A 20,573-nucleotide genomic window follows, 5' to 3' on the forward strand; every position below is an offset into this window, starting at 1 on the left:
CGCGCAGCGGGGGCTGCGCGGCCTGAGTCGCGGCGGGGGCGGGAGCGCCGGGGGAACCCGGGCTGACCTCGGCCCGGGGCGCCTTAGAAGGCGTCGACCTTAATCGCCGTGCCTGGGTCTACTTCCTTGCCCGGCCGCGGGGACTGCCGGTACACGAGATCCCCGTCCTCATCATCGGTCTTGATACCCAGGCCCGCGATGCGGAGGGAATCGCGGGCATCCTTCACCGCCGAGCCCAGCACCCGGGGCACTCGCACCTTCTCCGGGGTCTTCAGCACCACCCACGCATCCGCGGGATCAAGCAGTTTCCCGGGTGAGGGGGAGACCTCGACGACGGTGTCCGCCGCATCGGCCACCGTGCCCCCGGCGACCTCCACGGAGCGCACGCCGATCCCGGCGCTCGTCAGCTCCGCGGCAGCTTGGTCGCGGCTCATCCCGAGGATGTCGGGGATTTCCACGGCGGAGGAGACGGTGACGGACACCTTGGAGCCACGGGCGAGGGAGGTGTCCTTGCCGGGTTCGGAGGAGATGACGTCCCCGCCGGCCACGTCGCTATCGAACTTCTCGTGCACATCGCCCAGCGTGAGCCCCGCCTTCTCGAGGATCTCCCGAGCCTTGTCGACGCTCACGCCCTTGAGATCCGGGACGTGGACAGGGGCCGGGCCCTTGCTGAGATGCACGTGAACAGCACTATCGACTTTCACGACCTGCCCCGGGCTGGGGTCAACGCGAACGATCTTGCCCTCCGGGACATCGTCGGAATGCTCGGCCTCCGCCTGCTCGTAGCTCAGCGAGTGATCGGCGAGCGCCTGGCGATAGGCGTCGGGGCTGCGGTCCTCGGGGATCGGGGGAATGGTGGGCTGCCCGCGGGAGACGAGGATGGTCACCGCGCGTCCGCGCACCTGCTTGTCGCCTCCTGCCGGCTCGGTGCCGGCCACCTGGGCGCTGGCGACGTCATCGCGGTAGACCTCGCGGATGGAGGTGCTAAAGCCCGCCTGCTCGATGCGGGCGGTGGCCTCCTCCTGCGTCATGCCGATGACTTGCGGGATCTCCCCGTAGCGCCCGGAGCCGAACCACCACCCGCCGAGCGCGATCGCCGCGGTAAGGATCACGACGCACACAATCCACGCGATAAGCGAGGTGCGGGAGCGGTTGCTCACCGGGGCAGAGGGCGGGGGCGTGGGCGTCCTGTCGGCGTCGCGACGCGCGGGGGTGCGCTGAGGACCCGGCGCGGCGGCGGCAGCGGGTGTAGGCGGGGGCGCCGGCTGCCCGCTGGGCAGGATGCTGGTCTGCCCGTCCTCCTCGGTGGGGGAGTCCCAGGGGCGGCGGGGATCCTCCATGCGCGTCGTGCGGATGACTTCCGTGAGGCCGTCGGAGTCATCGCGGCCCTCGCTCGCGAGGATGCTCGTCGGTTCGAGGGGGCCGGCCACGCCCGTGGTATCCGGCGGGATCTCGGCGGCGCGATGCGCGGCGGAGTTGTGGGGGATGGGGACGTAATAGGAGGGGAAATTGAGTTCCCGGCTGACGTCGTCGAGGGCGGCGAGGAATTCCTCCGCGTCGGTGAAGCGCTGCTCGGGGTCGCGGGCGGTGGCGGTGGCGACGAGCTCATCGATGAGGTGAGGCACCCCCTCGATGAGGGAGGAGGGGGAGGGGACGTCCTCGGTGAGGCGCTGGTAGGCGTGATCCAGCTGCGACTCGCCGCGGAAGGGTGTGCGGCCGGTGAGGAGCTCGAAGAAGAGGATGCCAGCGGAGTAGACGTCGCTGGCCGGCGTGATCTCCTCGCCGGTGACCTGCTCCGGGGAGAGGTAGGACACCGTGCCGACGATCTTCCCCGTCTCCGTGCTCTGCGACGCAGCGCGCACGAGGCCGAAGTCCGCGAGCTTCACCGCATGGTTGCCGTTGATGAGGACGTTATCGGGCTTGATGTCGCGGTGCACCATGCCGGCGTCGTGGGCGGCAGAAAGTCCCGTGAGGAGGGCGCGCATGACGGCCGCGGCAGCGAAAGGCGGGAGGGGGCCGGACTCCGCGAGGAGTTCGCGCAGCGTCCCGCCCGTGATGAGCTCCATGACGAGGAAGATGTGATCGCCATCTGAGCCGAAGTCATAGACGTTGACGAGGTTGGGGTGGGAAAGCTGGGCCATCGCCCGGGCTTCCCGTCGAAAACGCGAGCGGAACACGGGGTCTGCGGCGAAGCGCTGATCCATGACCTTGAGCGCCACGGCGCGGGCCAGGCGCAGGTCCACCGCGCGGTACACCGTGGACATCCCGCCACGGGCGATCGGACGATCAATCCGGTAGCGCGCTTCGAGAATCTCCCCGACGTTCAGTTCAGCCATGGCTATAGTATGGACGATCACCTTTTAGCCTTGCCACATACCCCACTCTCGTCCCGTGTGTGTCTCTCGCGCTCGGGCCGCCGGGAGGAGGCGAGGGAAGGCGTCGTACCGTGTACTCTGCGGAGTGTGGTGGCGGGTTCGGCGAGGCCGTTTCCGCCTGATCCACCACTCGTAGAGGACTATGTCAGAGAGAAGAGAGATCCGCGTGAATGCTTCACTGCTTCCCGACGGGGAACCGCTGCTCGATTTCCCCACCATCGCCGAGCGCCTCGACGTGCCTGTCACGCACGTGGTGAACCTAGTGAAGTCTCACCAGCTCCTCGCGGTGAAGGACGAGGGCGTGCGCAAGGTGCCCGCCGTGTTCTTTGGGGAGAAGGGGGTCAACCGCTTCATCCCGGGGCTCATCACCGTGCTGTCCGACGGCGGCTATAACGATGAAGAGATCCTCCGTTACCTCTTCACTGAGGATGACTCCCTGCCCGGGCGCCCGGTGGACGCTCTCCACGGCCACCTGGCCCGGGAAGTTATGCGGCGGGCGCAGGGGATGGCGGTGTAGCCTCCCCCTCGGCGGGATCCTGGCCGGCGGCGTGCGCCAGGGAAACGCGCCGCCGCGGGCCCATTGAGAGGTCGGCGAGGATCCAGGCTCCGAGCGCCGTCGCCACCATCCAGCCCACGTTGTAGAGCATGTGGTTGCCCGACCCGGCGAAGGCCAGGGTGAGGACGATCGACACGCCGATCACCCACTTAATGAGGGGCTTGGGCAGCGAGATGACGCCGAGGAGTGAGATGATGCTCGCGTAGTACCAGGGCAGCGTCACGGAGTTGAAGACAAACGCCACGAGGTAGGCGGCGCAGATTCCGGTGAGGGCGCGGCGGGCGTCGGAGCGGAAGAACCACCACACGAGGACGAGGCCCACCAGCATGCACACCATGCTGATCGTGCGGAAGATCCCGAGTGGGGTGTTGTAGCTGAAGTCGTCGTTCCCCAGCTGGAAGAAGGGGGTCACGAGGTTCGCGAGGAGCGACGGTAGCGCCAGCGGATTGATGACCTTGGAGTTTCCACTGATCTCGGAGAGCCAGCCCCAGCTAGAGCCCGACACCCACGTCACGAGGCTCACGACGGCGATGGTTTCCACGACGCCAATCGCCCCGGAGAGGATGAAGGCTCCGATGCGTCGGCCACGCGGCGCGTGACGATCCCCGCCAAAGGCCCGCACCGCGAGCCAGACGATGAAGGGCAGCGCGATCGCCGCCGTGGCCTTGAGCGAGACCGCGACGCCCACGAGCGCGACGCTGAGGAGGAATCTCCGGCGCAGCGCGCAGAGGAGACCCAGGCTCACGAGCCCGACCATGATCGACTCATTGTGCATCCCGCCCACCATGTGCAGCACCATGAGGGGGTTGGACACGCCGATCCACAGCGCCAGCGTCGGGGAGGCTCCGAGCCGGTCCGCGATCCGCGGGATCGCCCAGGCGATCGCAAAGAATCCGAGGATGGACACGATCTTGTACAGCAGCACGCCCAGAGTGACGTTCTGCCCCACGATGTGTGTGATGACGTTGCCGATCCACAGGTGGAGGGGACCGTAGGGGGTCGTGGTGTTGCGCCAGTCGAAGGAGACTTCGAGCAGCATGGGGCCGGGATTGATCGCGGCGCCCTGAGTGTAGGGGTCGAAGCCGTCGCGCACCATGGCGCCCTGCATGAGGTAGGAGTAGACGTCCCGCGAGAGCATGGGCGCCGCGGGGATGAGGCAGAGAATCTGTGCGAAGAGAAGGCGGCGAATCTCTCGCAGCCGCTCGGCCTCTGGGCGAGTGCTCTGGAAGACGAATCGCCGTCCTGCAAGCGCCCACGTCCCAATGAGCACGACAAGCGACCAGAAGAAGAAGAGGTTGGATACCGCTCCGCCGTGGCCATAGGCGAGGAAGTCGAGCCCCAGCGCGTCGAGCATGCCACCCCGGTTGCGGGTGGCCCCCGCGCCGAAGGAGCTGATCGACAGCACGAGCGTGGACCCAATGGTCAGGGCCATGCAGGAGGGCAGGTTGCGCGCTGAAATTCTCACCGATTCTCCTTGCGTTCTCCGAAGCATCCGAGCCGCCGACCTAGGATCGCCGCTCGGTGGCGCGAAGCGCCAGCATCCGCAGATTCTCTGTCAGTTCAGGATCGATCCCCGCCTCCGTGAGATGGCGAAGGCCCGATTCCTGCAGCTCCGCAATGGAATTCTCGACGGCATCCTCCGCCCCCATATCCCGGATGATCTCCGTGAGCCGGTGCACGTGGGCCTCGTCCCTCGTGTGCCCAACTCCCTGGCGAAGTTCCTCCGCCGCGGCGGGGTCGTGGGCGTCGGCGGCCTGGAGCGCGGTCGCGAGGAGGACGGTTCGCTTCCCATTGCGCACGTCATCGCCGGCGGGCTTCCCGGTCACGCTGGGGTCACCGAAGACGCCCAGTTGGTCATCGCGCAGCTGGTAGGCGATGCCGATATCCCGGCCATAGCCGCGCAGCGCGGCGATGAGCTCCGGGCTTCCCCCGGCGAGGGCGGCGCCGAGGTGCAGCGGCCGTTCAATGGTGTAGGCCGCGGTCTTGAAGCGGTTGACGGCCTCCGCGGCGGCGATGTCCTCCGTGCCGGAGGCCTCCGAGACGATGTCGAGCACCTGCCCGCCGATGACCTCGGTGCGCATGGCGCGCCACGGCTCTCGGGCGCGGCGGAGGGCGTCGGGACTGAGCCCCGAGTCGAGGAACATATCCTCCGCCCAGGCCAGCGCCATATCCCCCACGAGGATCGCGACGGATTCCCCAAAGTGCCCCGCCTCGCCGTGCCAGCCGTGGTCCCGGTGGTGGGCTTCCATCCGTCGGTGGATGGTGGGCTGGCCGCGGCGGGTGTCGGAGGCGTCGATGATGTCATCGTGGATGAGGGCGCAGGCCTGGATGAACTCGAGCGAGGAGAGCGCGGTGAGGACGGCCTCGGGATCCTCTGCGCCGTCGAGGCCCTTCGCGCCGAGGAAGCCCGCCCACGCATAGGTGGGGCGCACCCGCTTGCCGCCGTTGAGGACGAAGTCGCGAAGGTGCTGGACGGCGAGGCTCACCGGCTCACCGATGCGTGCAACCTCCTCGGCGCGGGCGTCGAAGTAGCGGTGCAACGTCGCGGTGACGCGGCGGGGGAACTCGTCGAAGGCAGTCATCAGGTGCACACTCCGAAAGCGCGAGGAAGATTCTTGAACTCTCCCCACGATACCGGCCGGTCCTCGGGCAGGAGTTAGCGCTCCTCCCGCTGGCCCACGCTGGGGGAGTAGAGCACTGCGAAGGGGCGGTCATCGCCGGTGAAATAGTAGTGCCGCAGCAAGTCGCGGTAGCCCTCGGAGCGGTAGAGGTGGAAGGCCGCGTTGGCTTCGTCGGGAACCTCGGGGGTGGAGAGCACGGTGTAGAGCGCCGGCACGCGGTGGGTGAGGCCACGCAGGAGGTGGCGTCCGATGCCGCGCGATTGACACGAGGGCGCGACATGCACTTCCGCCACCTCGAAGTAGCTGCTCAGCACCTGCCAATGGAGGGGGCTCGACGGCGCCTGTTCACGCACCCCCTTGACGAGCTGGTGATACCACCAGTGGTCTCGTGATCCCAGGAAGCCATAGGCGAATCCCACGATGTAGCCGCGGTCGATGGCACACAGCGCCTCGAAGCCGGGGTGCGTGGTGTCACGCCGCCAGTGGGCGACTTGCCTGTCCTTGATGTCAGTCGGGTAGCCCATCGCGGAGAGATAAATGTCCACGAACGAGGGGCAGTGCACCGAGAATTCGGGGATCGTGAGGCGGCGGATTTCGACAGGCACAGTGTCTATCGAACCATGTGCGGGGGCGGGCTGGGGGCGAGGCGTGTAGGATAGAAAGTGTGTTCGAAAGGTTGGCGGGTGATGTCCGGGGTGCTGATTAGGGTCACGGGTGTCAATAGAGAGAGAAAGGACGTGATGATCATGGTCCAGGTCATGTCGGCAACGACCAGGTATGCTCAGCCGTCCTCGCGGAGGATGAGCTTCCTTATGAAGGCACACTCCCTTCTGGAGCAGGCGGAAGCGCAGCGGGAGCAGGGTGACTACGCGCATGCTTTCGAAAGCGCGTACCAGGCGGCGCTGCGGACCGCTGGTTCGCGGATCGAGGAGGCGGGGCTAAGGCGCCGGCGGCGCGTCCCCTCCGGGGCGTGGCAGCGGCTCGCCCTCATCGATGAGAGAGGGGCCTACTGGGCGGAGGTGTTCCGCCGTTTCAGCTCCACTCGGCAGCGGCTCATGGCCGGCGTGCGGGGGATCGACGACCCCCGCCGTCTCGACGAGCTCCTGGCGCGGGTGGGCGAGTTCCTCGATGAGTGCGAAGGGGTGGATCTGCAGGACGCGGCCTAGGGCTCAGCCTGGCGGGGCAAGGTAGGGAAGCGCGCCGCCCCGCCAGTCGGGTGGGTGTCCGCCGCATCTTTTCCACCGCGGCGGAACATTCGCGCTAGCCTGAACGTTAGACCACATAGGTGGCCTTCTTGTCCGGGCGCGAGCGCGCCGGGAGGGCTGCAAATCCAGAACACAGACGTAACTGGGAGGATGTCGTGGCACTATCGGATGAGGAACGTCGGGCACTCCGCGAAATTGAGGAGTCCCTGTTTGCTGACGATCCGCGCTTCGGCGCCTCCGTCAGCGACGTCGATGACGGGGGACCGTCGCAGGGGATGGTCAGCGCCCGGGGGATCGCCCTCGTGGTCCTTGGGCTCGTTCTTCTTCTCGGGGGCGTTGCGCTCGCCCAGTCCAACCTGTGGTGGGTGGCGCTGAGCATCGTGGGATTCGTTCTCATGCTGGGTGCCGGGATCTGGATGCTCCGGGCGCGCCGTGATGGGGTGCCGGCCCGCGTCGGGGCTGCGGCCTCGAGCCCCCGCCGTCACTCGGGCGGGGGAAGCCTGAGCTCGAAGCTGGAGGACAACTTCCGTCGGCGCTTCGATAACAACTAGGCCTGCCTCCGGCCCTCTGATCCGCTGACCCCTACCCCTCGCTGCAGCGAGGGGTTTTGTTGTGCCTGGGGTGCGGCGCGCCGCTGCTCTCTGTGTGCCGCGCTGATGACGCGCTCACCCCGCTCCCCACATCGCCCCACCATGATCCCCCACTTTCCCCCACTGTGCCCCGTGGTTGTGGTGATGTGCTCTCCCGCGTGGGTGGAGTGCTCTGCTCTCTCACCGCTGTGAACAGCGAAAACGCTGAAGAATGTCGCCCTCGGTGCCTGTAGGTGTCTATGGGGTTGCTGTGTTCTTGTGGTGCGCATGGTGTTTTTCGCGCGCCTGTCATGGTATGGGCCGCGCTTCGTGTCCCACCTGAATTTTCCTGCATTAACCTGCATCTTTAGGGGGCATTGGGGACGACGGGGGAAGGAAAAGTGTTGATTGTGGGGGAAAGTGGGGTAATGTGGGGCGCAGCGGTGGGGCGGTTGGCCTCTCGGCCGGAGAGGAGACTGCGCCACAGCTCGAGAAAGTCGATCCGCGTCACGAGCGGAGGAGGTGGGCCCGGTCATGTTTCTGGGTACCTACACGCCAAAGCTCGATGACAAGGGGCGATTGACCCTTCCAGCGAAGTTCCGGGAGGAACTGGCTGGAGGCCTGACGGTCACGAAGGGGCAAGACCACAGTTTGGCGGTCTATCCCCGGGAGGAATTCGCGGCACGCGCCCGCAAGGCAGCCGCGGTTTCCAGGACTAACCCGCAGGCTCGTGCGTTTATCCGCAACCTCGCTGCGAGTGCGGATGAGCAGCGTCCTGACGGGCACGGGCGGATCACTTTATCGGCTGCGCATCGTGAGTATGCGGGGCTGGTGAAGGAATGCGTGGTCATCGGCTCGGTGGACTTCCTGGAGATCTGGGACGCGGAGTCCTGGGCTCGGTACCAGGAGGACACGGAAGCTGATTTCTCGGCAGCTGACTCAGATGACGTGCTCGGTGGTCTTCTCTAAGGAGCCACTCCGGAGTGCGTATATGGACTCTGTCTGAGGTTGACGCTCTGGTGTACTTCCCCGATATCAGAGCGTCCCTCGGACAGGGCCCTATATGCGCCCCGCGCATTGTCGTCCCGTGTACGCGAAGGACAACGGAGGGGGCCACGCCTTGGAGGACCGCATAGCCGCCAACCACGGACATATTCCCGTGCTGCGCGATCGCGTGACAGAGCTCCTCGCCCCTGCCGTCACGGCCGCGGGGGACCGTGCCGTGATTCTCGACGCCACCCTCGGCGCCGGGGGCCACACGGAGAATTTCCTCCAGACCTTCCCCGACACCCATGTCATCGGCGTCGATCGGGATGAGAATGCCCTGCGCGATGCGACAGCCCGCCTTGCTCCCTTCGGGGAGCGCTTTGTTCCTCTCCACGCCCGCTTCGACGAGTGCGCGGAGGCTATCGCGGACAATCCGCGCGCGGCTGCCCTCGTCGAGGATGGACTCGCCGGGGCGCTCTTCGACCTCGGGGTGTCCTCCATGCAGCTCGATCAGGTCGAGCGCGGATTCGCCTATCGCACGGATGCGCCGCTGGACATGCGCATGGATCCCAGCCACGGGAAGACGGCGGCGGACGTGCTCAACACCTATTCCCACGGGGATCTCGCGCGCGTGCTCAAGACGTACGGGGATGAGCGCTTCGCCGGGAAGATCGCGAGCGCGGTCCTCCGCGAGCGGGAGAAGGAGCCCTTCACGACCTCGGCGCGGCTCGTCGAGCTGCTCTACGCCACGATCCCCGCGGCCACCCGGCGGACCGGCGGCCACCCCGCCAAGAGAACCTTCCAGGCCCTGCGGGTGGAGGTGAACCAGGAACTTGATTCGCTGCGCGCCGCGATTCCTGTCGTCGCGGAGATGCTGGGGCTCGGCGGGCGGATGGTGTTCATGTCCTACCAGTCCCTTGAGGACAAGATCGTGAAGAAGGCGTTGGGGGACATGACGTCGTCGGCAACCCCGCCCGGGCTGCCCATGGATCTTCCCGGCACGCAGCCGTGCTTCCGCCTCCTCACGCGCGGGGCGGAGAAGGCATCGGCGGTAGAAATTGAGGACAATCCGCGCGCCGCGCCGGTGCGGGTGCGCGCGGTGGAGAAAACGAGCACAGAGTACGGAGGCCAGCGATGACCATGACGACCCGAAGCGATCGCTTCAGCCGTGGCCGTGCCCGCGCCCGTGAGAGGGAGCACGCTGCCTCGCGCCCAGGGCGGAGCGTGAGGACGGCCGAGCGCCGCCATGTTCCGACGGCGCGCCCGGTGACCACGCCCTCGCGCTCCCGGACGGGCACGAGGAATTGGTCGACGGGAACCGCGTTCGCTCCGCGCCCGCAGAAGCCCGCGACCGGGCTGCCGCGCCGGGAGGAGACGCGGCGTCGCCAGGGGCGTTTGGGATCCCGGCAGGTCGTGTCGGTGCGGGGACGCCGTATCGGCTCGGTGCGGGTGACCCATCGCTGGGTGAAGATTGCCGGGCTCATCGTGACGATGCTGCTCGGCGGGATCGCGCTGGCTATGTACCTGTCTGGTGTCACCACGCAGCAGGCTTTCGAGATGCAGCAGCTCACCTCCCAGGAGTCCCAGCTGGAGAACCAGCTGGAGACCCTCCACCGGGACCTGGCGGACAAGTCCTCGGCCTCTGAGCTCGCGCGGCGCGCCCAGGAGATGAACATGGTCGTGCCTGTTCAGCCGACGGTCATGGGCCCGGATGAGAACGGCGCGCTCGTGGAGCAGCGGCCCGGTGATGCGACGACCCGGCCGGTCATCGATATCAATGCTGAAACCTCCTCTCAGCACACCGCCAGCTCCAACCCAGCTGACACCCGTAATATGGCTGACCGTCTTGCCGCCGTTCCGCACGGGGAGCGCCTGCCCAGCCAGGGGCAGAACACCCCCGCACAGACCGTTGACCCGCAGGCTCAAGCCCCGGGCGACGCCCAGGCGGCCGCCCCGGCCCCGAGCCAGAATCAACCGGGCCGGACACCCTATCCGCCGCGTCAACAGTAAGGCTGGTGAACAGAGGTCGTGACGCCACCACAGGATGGCAGGGGATACGCGGGACGAGGTCGCTCGTCCCGCCGTTCGCCTTATCCCCAGGACAGGCGTGAGCAGCGCGAACGCGGCCGCGTGCCGCGCGTCGGGCCGACAGCTCGCCCGGCCGCTATCCCGCTGGGGCATACGACGCGGGTGGCCGTCGTCGTGGTGGTCATTGTGGCGTTGGTCTTTGTTCTCATCGGGCGCCTGGCGTGGGTGCAGCTCGTGTGGGGCCCGGATCTTCATCAGCAAGCGCTGAGGCAGCGCTCCTCGGAGTACGTCGAGCCGGCGCGCCGCGGAGAAATCACCGACCGCGAAGGGCGCCAGCTGGCCTACACCATGCAGGCGCGCTCGCTGACGGTCTCTCCAATCGTGCTGCGCCGGGAGCTCGGCGAGCAGGAAATCCAGGCGATGGCCCAGGAGGGCGTGCCCAAGGATGAGCGGGAGAAACTCAAGGATGAGCGCGTCGAGAAGCGTCTCAAGGACATGGCCGAGGGCATCCCGAAGAAAATCAAGGGTGCGACGAACAGCAAGGATGACCAGGTCAAGAGCGAGGACCTCCTCACGAAGCTCCACGAGGATTCCTCCTATGAGGTGCTGGTCCGCAATGTGGATCCGGACGTGGCGGCGGAGATCGCCGCGGAGTACCACGGCGTGGCGGCCGACCACCAGGACATTCGCCAGTACCCGAATGGCGCGGTGGCGGAGAACATCATCGGGAAGGTGTCCGTCGATGGCCAGGGGCAGTTTGGCTTCGAGGCCTGGGCGGATAATGACCTGAGCGGCATCAACGGCCGCAAGGTGGAGGATGTCTCCGTGGATGGGCAGGTCATTCCCGGCACGCTGCGTGACCAGGTGCCCGCGGTGGACGGCTCCAACGTGACGCTCACCCTCGACCTGGATCTCCAGACCTATGTCCAGCAGCAGCTGGAGCAGGCGAAGAAGAACTCCGGCGCCAAGGATGCCTCGGCGGTGGTGCTCGACGCCAAGACCGCCGAGGTGCTGGCCATGGCGAACTCGAACACCATCGATCCCAACGGGGACCTGGAGAAGCAGCTGGGTGACGGGAAGATCTTCGACAACACCTCCACCTCGCATCCCTTTGAGCCCGGCTCCGTCGCGAAGGTCATCACCGCCGCCAGCACCATCGAAGAAGGGCTCACGACGCCCGACGAGGTGCACGACGTTCCCGGAAGTATCGAAATGTCCGGCGTCAACGTGCGGGATGCGTGGGACCACGGCACGGTGAAGTACACCACCACCGGAATCTTCGGGAAGTCCTCCAACGTCGGGACGCTCCAGCTGGCGCAGCGCCTTGGAGAGAAGAAGTTCGCCGAATACCTGGAGAAGTTTGGGATCGGGCAAAGCACCGGCATCGAGCTGCCCAACGAGTCCCAGGGGCTCTATCCCGCGCCGGAGCAGTGGGGTGGCGGCACCTTCGCCAACCTGCCGATCGGGCAGGGCATGTCGTGGACCGCGCTGCAGATGGCGTCGGTTTACCAGACCATCGCCAATGGTGGGGAGCGCGTGGAGCCCCGGATCATCCACTCCATCACCTCCGCCGATGGCAAAGAGCAGCCGCTCGATGAACCGAAGCGGACCCAGGTGGTCAGCGGGAAGACCGCCCGGACCGTCACCGACATGCTGCGGGCCGTCCTTCAGCATGACCCCACCGGGGTGCAAAGCGGTACGGCGGGCAATGCCGGGCTCGCCGGATATCAGCTCTCCGGGAAGACGGGCACGGCCCAGAAGGTTGACCCCAACACCGGGGCGTACTCGCAAAGTCAATACTGGATCACCTTCGCGGGCATCGCGCCGGCGGATGATCCGCGTTATGTCGTCGCGATCATGCTCGATGAGCCGCATCGCGGCGTCCACGGCGAGGGCGGGCAGTCCGCCGCGCCGCTGTTCACCGATATTGCTTCCTGGCTTCTGGATCGAGACAACGTGCCTCCCTCCCCGCCGATGGAAGGGCAACTAGTTCTACAAGCAACGGAGTAACCATGGGAACATCCTTAGCCACCCTCGTTGATCTCGCGGGCGGACGTCTCGACGGAGACGAGGCCGCCGGGGAGATCCTCATCTCCGACATCAGTCTGGACTCCACCGCGGTGCCGGAGGGAGGTCTCTTTGCCGCGCTGCCGGGCACCCGCACGCACGGGGCCCGCTTCGCCCCGGACACGCCGGCCGCCGCCGTGCTCACCGACGTCACCGGGCAGCGCATCCTCGAGGAAGAGGGGGATGAGCGGCCGGTGATCGTCGTCGAGGACGTGCGGGCGATCCTCGGCGTCGTCGCCGCAGAGGTTTATGGGCACCCCTCCCGTCACCTCACCCTCATCGGTATCACCGGGACCTCCGGGAAGACGACCACGAGTTATCTCCTCGAGGCCGGCCTCCGGCACGCGGGCTGCTCGGTGGGGCTCATCGGCACGACGGGGACGAAGATCAATGGTCATCCCGTCAACACTCCGCTCACCACTCCGGAGGCGCCCATGCTCCAGGGGCTCTTCAAGCACATGGTGGACGAGGGCGTGACCCACGTGGTGATGGAGGTCTCGAGCCACGCGCTCGCGCTCGGGCGCGTGGATGGCAGCGACTTTGACGTCGCCGGTTTCACGAATCTCTCCCAGGATCACCTCGACTTCCACCCGACCATGGAGGACTACTTCGAGGCCAAGGCCCGCTTCTTCCACCCGACCTCGCCGGTGCACGCCCAGCAGAGCGTCATCTGCGTCGACGATGAGTGGGGTGAGCGCATGGCCGGGATCGCCGCCGAGCCCATCACCGTCTCCCGGCGATCCGACGCCGAGGCCACGGTCACGGTGAGCGACATCGAAGTCGACTCCGCCGGGGCGCAGACCTTCCTCCTTCACACCGAGGGGGAGGAGGACATCCGCGTCGCCCTCCCGCTGCCGGGCGCGTTCAACATCAGCAATGCCGCGCTGGCGCTCACGCTCGCGCGCGCGGCCGGGGTGGATGAGAAGGCCGTCGCCGAGGGCATCGCCCACGTGGCGGTCCCGGGCCGCATGGAGCGGATCGACGAGGGCCAGGACTTCATCGCCGTGGTGGACTACGCCCACAAGCCGGCGGCCGTGGCCGCGGTGCTCGACACCCTCCGCGGGCAGACCCAGGGCCGGCTGGGCATTGTCCTGGGCGCCGGCGGGGATCGCGACTCCGCCAAGCGGCCCCTCATGGGGGAGGCGGCGGCGCGACTCGCTGAACTCCTCATCATTACCGACGACAACCCCCGCACCGAGGACCCGGCCACGATCCGAAAGGCCGTCGAGGCCGGGGCACGCGATGCCGGCACCGAGGCGGAGATTCGTGTGATCGGTGATCGCCGCGAGGCTATCGTCGAACTCATCCGCTGGGCGCAGCCCGGGGACGCCGTGGTCGTCGCCGGGAAGGGGCATGAGACGGGGCAGCTCGTCGGCGATGTCACGCACCATTTCGATGACAGGGAAGAAGTCCGAGCAGCGCTCGCAGCAGCGCGGGGAGAGGTGAACAATGATTGAGCTCAGCCTGGCGGAGATCGCGGAGATCGTGGGCGGCACGCTCAGCGAGGTGCGTGACCCCGAGCAGACCATCACGGGCTCGGTCGAGTTCGACTCGCGGAAGATCAGCCCGGGGGACCTCTTTGTGGCCCTGCCCGGGGCGCGGGTCGATGGGCATGACTACGCCGCGCAGGCGGTGCTGGAGTCCGGAGCGGTCGCGGTTCTCGCCGCCCGCCCGGTGGGGGTGCCGGCGATTATCGTCGAGCCCCACGGGCCGGCCGGCGGCAACGCGGAGGCCTTTGCCCACGATGAGGACGGCTCGGCGACGGCGGTCATTGAGGCGCTCTCGGCGCTCGCGCGGGAGGTCGTGCGCAGGCTCACGGCTGGCGGGCTCACTGTCATCGGCGTGACGGGGTCGGCGGGGAAGACCTCGACGAAGGACCTCATCGCGTCCGTGCTGTCCAGCTCCGGGCCGACCGTGGCGCCCCCCGGATCCTTCAACAATGAGCTCGGCCACCCCTACACGGCCCTGCGCTGCACGGAGTCGACGCGCTACCTCGTCGCGGAGATGTCCGCCCGCGGGATCGGGCACATCGCTCACCTTGCGCGGATCGCCCCGCCGAGCATCGGGGTTGTCCTCAACGTCGGCTCGGCGCACCTGGGGGAGTTCGGCTCCCGGAAGAACATCGCGCAGGCGAAGGGCGAACTCGTGGAGGCCCTGCCCGCCGAGGGTGTGGCCATCCTCAACGCCGATGACCCCTTCGTCATCACCATGTCCGAGCGCACCAGCGCGCAGGTTTGCCGCTACTCGACGGCCACCCCGCCGGCCACGGATGCGGACATCTACGCCAGCGACATCGCGCTCGACGACATCACCCGCCCCTCCTTCACCCTGCACGCCCCGGGGCAGGATCCCACGCGGATCGCGCTCAACGTCTTCGGGGAGCACCAGGTGTCCAATGCCGTGGCGGCGGCTGCCGTCGGCCTGCACTGCGGGATGAGCATCGCGGAGGTGGCGGAGGCCCTCGAGCGGCACCGGCCGGCCTCGGCCCACCGGATGGACGTCACGACGAGGGCGGATGGGGTCACTGTCATCAATGACTCCTACAATGCGAATCCGGAGTCTATGCGCGCGGGCATCGCCGCTCTGGCCTATACCGCCAGCGCCCGCCCGGAGGCGCGGAGTGTCGCGGTGCTTGGTGAGATGGGAGAGCTCGGCGAGGATGCCGCCGCCGCGCATGAGGCCATCGCCGAGGATCTCGCGCGCTACCGCATTGACGTGCTCCTCACCGTCGATCCCCACGACGGCGAGTGCTGCCGGGCAATGCGTGAGGCCGCGGCCGCGCGCGGTATAACTACAGAGATTGCCACTAGCGTGGACGAGGCCGCGGAGTACCTGGACGACAGGTTGCGGCCCCGCGATGTTGTGCTGGTGAAGGCGTCGAACGCCCAGCGCCTGTGGCGTGTGGCGGAAGCCCTCCTCGCCGAGGACGACGAGGAACCCACGAAGTGAAGAGAATGACAAATACTGGCAAGGAGAGTCAGGAACCCTCATGACCCACATCATCATCGCCGGAATGGTTAGCTTCCTGGTGGCGATTTTTGTCACGCCACTACTCATCCGGTGGTTTTCGGCAGAAGGTTTCGGGCAGGAGATCCGCGACGACGGCCCCCGCAGCCACCTGCGCAAGCGGGGAACCCCCACGATGGGTGGCCTGGCGATCCTGCTCGGCATCACCGTTGCTTATGTGGTGGTGGGGATCTACGGCAAGGCGACCGGCTTTGGCGGCTTCAGCGCCTCCGGCCTGCTCGTCCTGGGGCTCATGCTGGGGCTCGGCCTGCTGGGCTTCCTCGATGACTTCATCAAGCTCTTCCGCCGCCGTAACCTCGGGCTGAACAAGACCGCCAAGCTGGTGGGGCAGCTCGTCGTCGCGCTGCTCTTCGGGATTCTCATCCTGCAGTTCCCCGATGAGAACGGTCTGACCCCGGGCACGACGAAGCTCTCGCTCATCCGCGACCTCGACACGTTTGATATCGCGCTGGGCGGCGGGATCATCGGGATCATCATTTTCCTCGTCTTCATGTACATCCTCATCAGCGCGTGGTCGAATGCCGTGAACCTCACCGATGGGCTCGACGGCCTCGCAGCCGGCACGACGGCGCTGGTCATGGGCGCCTACGCGGTCATCACCTTCTGGCAGTTCCGCAACTCCTGCGACCACAATGTGCTCGCCGGCTGCTACCAGGTGCGTGACCCGTTGGACCTTGCGGTGCTCGCGGCCGCGGGTCTGGGCGCCTGCCTGGGCTTCCTCTGGTGGAACGCGGCGCCCGCGAAGATCTTCATGGGGGACACGGGCTCGCTCGCACTCGGTGGGCTCGTGGCCGGGATCTCCGTCACCTCGCGTACCGAGTTGCTCATGATCATCATCGGCGCCCTCTTCGTCATGGAGGCGGCCTCCGTCGTCATCCAGGTGGCGGTGTTCAAGAGCACCGGCAAGCGCTTCTTCCGGATGGCGCCCTTCCACCACCACTTTGAAAACGGCGGCTGGGCGGAAACCACCGTGGTGATCCGCTTCTGGCTCATCGCGGCGATGGCGGTGCTCATCGGCAGCAGCATCTTCTACGGCGAGTGGCTCAACACGGTGGGAGGCATCTATGACGTCGTGTCTTAATCTCAGCGGAACCCTCATGGTTGTGGGCGGGGGAGTGACGGGCCGAAGCGTGCTCGGCCTCCTGCGCTCCTTCGATAATCCCCTCATTGTTGTCGACGACAACCCCACGGTCCGCCAGCAGTGCGAGGCCCTCCAGCCAGGCCGCATCCGCGGGCTGAGCGTCGAGGAGGCGGGGGAGGCGCTGGACGGCGTGGACCTCGTCATCACCTCCCCGGGGTGGCGCCCGGACACCCCTCTCTTCCGCCGCGCGGAGGAGAAGCAGGTGGACGTCATCGGCGATGTGGAGCTCGCGTGGCGCCTCGATCAGTCGGGCGCCTTCGGTGAGCCCCGGCGCTGGCTGGGCGTCACCGGGACGAACGGCAAGTCCACCACGACGGCCATGCTCGCCGCGATGATGCGCCGGGTGGATCCCCGGGCGCTGGCCGTCGGCAATATTGGCATGGCGGTCACGGAGGCGCTCCAGAGCCCGGAGCGGGTGAACACGCTGGTCGTCGAGCTCTCGAGCTTCCAGCTGCACTGGTGCTCCACGCTGGCCCCGGAGGCGGGTGTCTACCTCAACCTCGCGGAGGATCACCTGGACTGGCACGGCGGCTTCCGCGCCTATGCGATGGACAAGACGAAGGTCCTCGCGGCCCACAAGGCTTTTGCCGGGGTGGACGATGAGAACCTGCGCACCCTTCTGCGCAGCGAGCAGCTCCTCGATGGGGTCACCGGCTTCACCGCCGGGGAGCCAGAGCCGGGGCAGGTGGGTGTGCGCGGGGGCATGATCGTGGACCGGACGGGTGCGGAGGACGTGGAGCTCGCCCCCATTGAGGGCATCGACCCGCCGGGGCCCGCCGGGGTCCTCGACGCCCTCGCCGCCGCCGCGATGGCCTATCACTGCGGAGTCCCGCCGGAGGACATCGCCGCCGCGCTCGCCGACTTCCACGTGGCCGGGCACCGGGGGCAGGTCGTCGCGGACATCGACGGCATCCGCGCCATTGATAATTCCAAAGCCACCAACCCGCACGCGGCCGATGCCGCGCTGGCCGGGGTGGAAAACATCCTGTGGTTCGCCGGAGGCCAGCTCAAGGGCGCCGACGTTCACGAGCTCATCGCCAAGCACGCCTCCCGGATGAAGGCGGCCTTTGTTCTGGGTATTGATCGGCAGGAGATCGTCGACGCCCTTCAGACGCTGGCGCCCGAGGTCCGCGTCGTGAGCACGGAGTCGACGGACCCCGAGCAGGCGATGCGAGATCTCGTCCTGGCCTCCCGGGAGATCGCGCGGCCGGGGGACACGCTGGTCCTCGCGCCGGCGGCGGCGTCGCTGGACATGTATCGCGGCATGGGACACCGCGGGGACATCTTTACCGAGACCGTGAGAAGCATCTACTCGAGGAGCTAAGCCATGACGTCGAGCGCACCGACCCGCCGGGAGCGGCCCCGTGAGAAGACTCGCGAGAAGAACCGCGAGCAGTCGAGCGTGGCCTCCTTCCTCGCCCCGGTGCGGCAGTGGATGGAGACCCAGCCGACCCTCGATTACCTCATGATTCGGATCGTCGTCTTCGCTCTCACCGCGATCGGCGTGGTCATGGTGTTCTCCTCCTCGATGACGTGGTCCGTCATCGAGGGCGACAGCGTGTGGGGCTCGGCTCTCCGGCAGTGCGTGCTCGTAGCGCTGGGCCTCATCCTCATGTGGTGCTGCCTCGTCACACGCCTCTCCTTCATCCGCAGGCTGGCCCCCATTCTCCTGGGAATCTCCATCCTCCTCCTCGTCCTCGTCCTCATTCCTGGGATCGGAACGGGTTTGGAGGACTTCGGATCCCAGTCGTGGATTGTGCTGGGCCCCTTGCGCCTGCAACCCTCGGAGGTGGCCCGCGTGACGATCGCCATCTGGGGCGCGCACTACCTCGCCGGGGCCGGCTATAGCCCCGATGAGCGCCGCAAGCGAATCTTCGTCTTCGGCGGCGTGGGTGTGCTCATGGGCGTGCTCATCTTCGCTGAGCGGGATTTCGGCATGGCTGTGTCCTTCGCCGTTGTGGTCCTCGCTCTGCTGTTCTTCGTCGGCGTGCAGCGCAGTTTCTTCGTCGGCGTCGTGGCGCTCGCGGTGCTCACGGTGGGCGTGATCCTGCTGGGCGGCGGGTACCGCTCCCAGCGCATTCACGTCTACCTCGACGCGCTCGTCGGTAACTTCGACGACACCCGCTCGAACGCCTACCAATCCCACCAGGGCTTCCTCTCCCTCGCGGACGGCGGGGCCCTGGGGGTGGGGATCGGGCAGTCGCGCGCGAAGTGGTTCTACCTCCCCGAGGCCAAAAATGACTTCATCTTCGCGATCATCGGGGAGGAGCTCGGCCTGTGGGGTGGGGCCATGGTCATCCTGCTCTTCGGCCTCCTGGGCTACTTCGGGCTGCGGGTGGCTCGCCGCTCCCAGAATGACTTCCACGCCCTCATGGCCGCGACGCTCACCGCGGGCGTCGTCGTCCAAGCCTTCGTCAATATCGGCTATGTCATCGGCGTGGTGCCGGTGACGGGTATCCAGCTGCCGCTCATCTCGGCGGGTGGTACCTCCGCCATCATCACCCTGGCTTCCATGGGTCTGCTGGCTAGTTGCGCCCGGCACGAACCGGAGGCCGTGTCCTCGATGCAGAACTACGGCCGCCCCTTCTTTGACCGGCTCCTGCGCATTCGCGAGCCGCTCGCGGAAGGCCCCGTCGTGCGTCCCCGTGAGCAGCGCGGGGAGGAGCGGGAGCGCGCCCGCGGCGACGCCCCGAGAGGCTCCCAGAGCAGCCGCCCGAGGCCCGTGACCCGGCGCCGCCGGCCCTCCTCAGCCGGTGGTAGCGTCAGGACAGAACGACCAACCGAGCGCTACCGCGACCCACGCGGAAGGAGATAACACCCATGTCTGACGCGACCCCTTCCATCATCGTGGCTGGTGGTGGCACTGCCGGCCACATTGAGCCGGCCCTGGCTGTCGCCGATGCGCTCCGGGAGCACTATGGCGCCCGCGTCACCGCGCTGGGCACCACGAAGGGCCTGGAACAAACTCTCGTCCCCGAGCGCGGTTATGATCTCCGGCTCATTGACCCAGTGCCCGTCCCGCGGAAGCTGTCCCCGAAACTTCTGAGCCTGCCGGCCAAGGTAGGCCGCTCCGTGATGCAAGCCCGCGCGATCATGAAGGATGTGCACGCCGACGCGCTCATCGGATTCGGCGGATACGTCGCCGCCTCCGCCTACCTCGCGGCGTGGAGCCTGCGCACCCCCTTCTTTGTCCATGAGGCCAATGCCCGGGCGGGGCTGGCCAACAAGCTGGGGGTGAGCCTCGGCGGCACGGGCCTCAACGCCGTGCCGGGCTCGGGGATGCCGGGCGATGTCGTCGGGATTCCCATCCGCTCTGACTTGGGAGGGCACCGCGAGGGCGAGGACGCCGAGCGCGCCCGCAGCCTGTGGGGTCTGGAGAGCCACCGGCAGACGCTCCTCGTCACCGGCGGCTCTCAGGGGGCCAAGCGTCTCAATGATGCGCTGGCCGGTGCCGTCGAGCCCCTTGCGGCCAAGGGGATCCAGATCCTTCACGCCTATGGGCCCCGCAACGAACGCCCCGCTCAGGAGGCTGATGGTTACGTGCCGGTGCCCTACATCGAGGACATGTCGGCCGCCTATGCGGTGGCGGACCTCATCGTGTGCCGGGCCGGCGCGATGACCGTCGCCGAGGTGACGGCCGCCAACCTCCCCGCCATCTACGTTCCCCTGCCGCACGGTAACGGCGAGCAGGGCCTCAATGCCCGCGATGCCGTGAGCGCCGGCGCCGCCCGGATCGTCCAGGACAGCGACATGGACGCCGAGGAGCTCCAGCGCCACGTGCTGAGCATCCTCGACGACGCCTCCGTGTACAACGCGATGGCCTCCGCCGCCGGCCGCGTCGGTGCCGGCGATGTGGCCGCAACGATCGCCGACCGCATCATGGCGCGCCTCGACTCTGCCCGCCCCGACACGCCCGAGAACTAAAGGAGACCGTCCGTGAGCACTGCACAAGGCCATAACGAGAGCACCGGGGGCTATGACCTCAGCCGGGTTCACC

17 protein-coding genes are annotated in these 20,573 nt (G+C 67.4%); 13 read left to right on the forward strand and 4 right to left on the reverse strand.

Annotated elements, in window-relative coordinates; genetic code table 11:
• Positions 1–83: 83 nt before the first annotated feature.
• On the reverse strand, positions 84–2,336 hold the full coding sequence (pknB, locus tag L1O03_RS03625) for a Stk1 family PASTA domain-containing Ser/Thr kinase (protein ID WP_236118084.1): 2,253 nt from the start codon (positions 2,334–2,336) through the stop codon (positions 84–86).
• A 181-nt stretch (positions 2,337–2,517) separates the two neighbouring features.
• On the opposite strand from pknB, the gene L1O03_RS03630 reads away from it, so the two are divergent.
• Positions 2,518–2,892 (forward strand): Rv2175c family DNA-binding protein, encoded by a 375-nt coding sequence (locus tag L1O03_RS03630; RefSeq protein WP_236118085.1) that lies wholly within the window; start codon positions 2,518–2,520, stop codon positions 2,890–2,892.
• Here the strand turns inward: L1O03_RS03630 and L1O03_RS03635 are convergent.
• The 3 genes from L1O03_RS03635 to L1O03_RS03645 all read right to left on the reverse strand — a co-directional run bounded on the left by L1O03_RS03635 (position 2,861) and on the right by L1O03_RS03645 (position 6,157).
• Entirely contained in the window at positions 2,861–4,363 is a 1,503-nt protein-coding gene (locus tag L1O03_RS03635; protein ID WP_268913982.1) for an alpha-(1->6)-mannopyranosyltransferase A, read from the reverse strand. The genes L1O03_RS03630 and L1O03_RS03635 overlap by 32 nt on opposite strands.
• Positions 4,364–4,436: 73 nt before the next feature.
• Positions 4,437–5,513, reverse strand: a complete 1,077-nt coding sequence (locus tag L1O03_RS03640) for a polyprenyl synthetase family protein (RefSeq protein WP_236118087.1) — start codon at positions 5,511–5,513, stop codon at positions 4,437–4,439.
• A gap of 74 nt (positions 5,514–5,587) precedes the next feature.
• The gene (locus L1O03_RS03645; protein WP_236118088.1) at positions 5,588–6,157 is read right to left on the reverse strand and encodes a GNAT family N-acetyltransferase; all 570 of its coding nucleotides are present in this window, start codon (positions 6,155–6,157) and stop codon (positions 5,588–5,590) included.
• Between the two features lie 207 nt (positions 6,158–6,364).
• Between L1O03_RS03645 and L1O03_RS03650 the strand changes: the two genes are divergently transcribed.
• From L1O03_RS03650 to murG, 12 genes are all read left to right on the forward strand, one after another.
• Complete coding sequence (locus L1O03_RS03650; protein ID WP_236118089.1) at positions 6,365–6,718, forward strand: SAV_6107 family HEPN domain-containing protein; 354 nt, start codon at positions 6,365–6,367, stop codon at positions 6,716–6,718.
• 194 nt (positions 6,719–6,912) lie between these two features.
• Complete coding sequence (locus tag L1O03_RS03655; RefSeq protein WP_236118090.1) at positions 6,913–7,308, forward strand: DUF3040 domain-containing protein; 396 nt, start codon at positions 6,913–6,915, stop codon at positions 7,306–7,308.
• Between the two features lie 552 nt (positions 7,309–7,860).
• Positions 7,861–8,295 carry a division/cell wall cluster transcriptional repressor MraZ gene (gene mraZ, locus L1O03_RS03660; protein WP_236118091.1) on the forward strand — a complete coding sequence of 145 codons (435 nt, stop codon included), beginning with the start codon at positions 7,861–7,863 and terminating at the stop codon, positions 8,293–8,295.
• A 151-nt stretch (positions 8,296–8,446) separates the two neighbouring features.
• Positions 8,447–9,451 carry a 16S rRNA (cytosine(1402)-N(4))-methyltransferase RsmH gene (rsmH, locus tag L1O03_RS03665; protein ID WP_236118092.1) on the forward strand — a complete coding sequence of 335 codons (1,005 nt, stop codon included), beginning with the start codon at positions 8,447–8,449 and terminating at the stop codon, positions 9,449–9,451.
• Positions 9,452–9,453: 2 nt separating this feature from the next.
• On the forward strand, positions 9,454–10,323 hold the full coding sequence (gene ftsL, locus L1O03_RS03670; protein WP_236118093.1) for a cell division protein FtsL: 870 nt from the start codon (positions 9,454–9,456) through the stop codon (positions 10,321–10,323).
• A gap of 18 nt (positions 10,324–10,341) precedes the next feature.
• Positions 10,342–12,351, forward strand: a complete 2,010-nt coding sequence (locus L1O03_RS03675) for a peptidoglycan D,D-transpeptidase FtsI family protein (protein WP_420830285.1) — start codon at positions 10,342–10,344, stop codon at positions 12,349–12,351.
• A gap of 2 nt (positions 12,352–12,353) precedes the next feature.
• On the forward strand, positions 12,354–13,865 hold the full coding sequence (locus tag L1O03_RS03680; protein ID WP_236118094.1) for a UDP-N-acetylmuramoyl-L-alanyl-D-glutamate--2,6-diaminopimelate ligase: 1,512 nt from the start codon (positions 12,354–12,356) through the stop codon (positions 13,863–13,865).
• Positions 13,858–15,357, forward strand: a complete 1,500-nt coding sequence (locus L1O03_RS03685; RefSeq protein WP_236118095.1) for a UDP-N-acetylmuramoyl-tripeptide--D-alanyl-D-alanine ligase — start codon at positions 13,858–13,860, stop codon at positions 15,355–15,357. The genes L1O03_RS03680 and L1O03_RS03685 overlap by 8 nt, the downstream gene beginning before the upstream one ends.
• A 40-nt stretch (positions 15,358–15,397) precedes the next feature.
• On the forward strand, positions 15,398–16,516 hold the full coding sequence (gene mraY / locus L1O03_RS03690) for a phospho-N-acetylmuramoyl-pentapeptide-transferase (RefSeq protein WP_236118096.1): 1,119 nt from the start codon (positions 15,398–15,400) through the stop codon (positions 16,514–16,516).
• The gene (murD, locus tag L1O03_RS03695) at positions 16,500–17,900 is read left to right on the forward strand and encodes a UDP-N-acetylmuramoyl-L-alanine--D-glutamate ligase (protein WP_236118097.1); all 1,401 of its coding nucleotides are present in this window, start codon (positions 16,500–16,502) and stop codon (positions 17,898–17,900) included. Before mraY ends, murD begins: the two co-directional genes overlap by 17 nt.
• A gap of 3 nt (positions 17,901–17,903) precedes the next feature.
• Positions 17,904–19,391, forward strand: a complete 1,488-nt coding sequence (locus L1O03_RS03700) for an FtsW/RodA/SpoVE family cell cycle protein (RefSeq protein WP_236118098.1) — start codon at positions 17,904–17,906, stop codon at positions 19,389–19,391.
• A 5-nt stretch (positions 19,392–19,396) separates the two neighbouring features.
• On the forward strand, positions 19,397–20,500 hold the full coding sequence (gene murG / locus L1O03_RS03705) for an undecaprenyldiphospho-muramoylpentapeptide beta-N-acetylglucosaminyltransferase (protein WP_236118099.1): 1,104 nt from the start codon (positions 19,397–19,399) through the stop codon (positions 20,498–20,500).
• The last annotated feature ends 73 nt before the right edge of the window (positions 20,501–20,573 follow it).

The sequence above is a fragment of the Corynebacterium uropygiale genome (genome assembly GCF_021568315.1).
Lineage (GTDB): Bacteria > Actinomycetota > Actinomycetes > Mycobacteriales > Mycobacteriaceae > Corynebacterium > Corynebacterium uropygiale.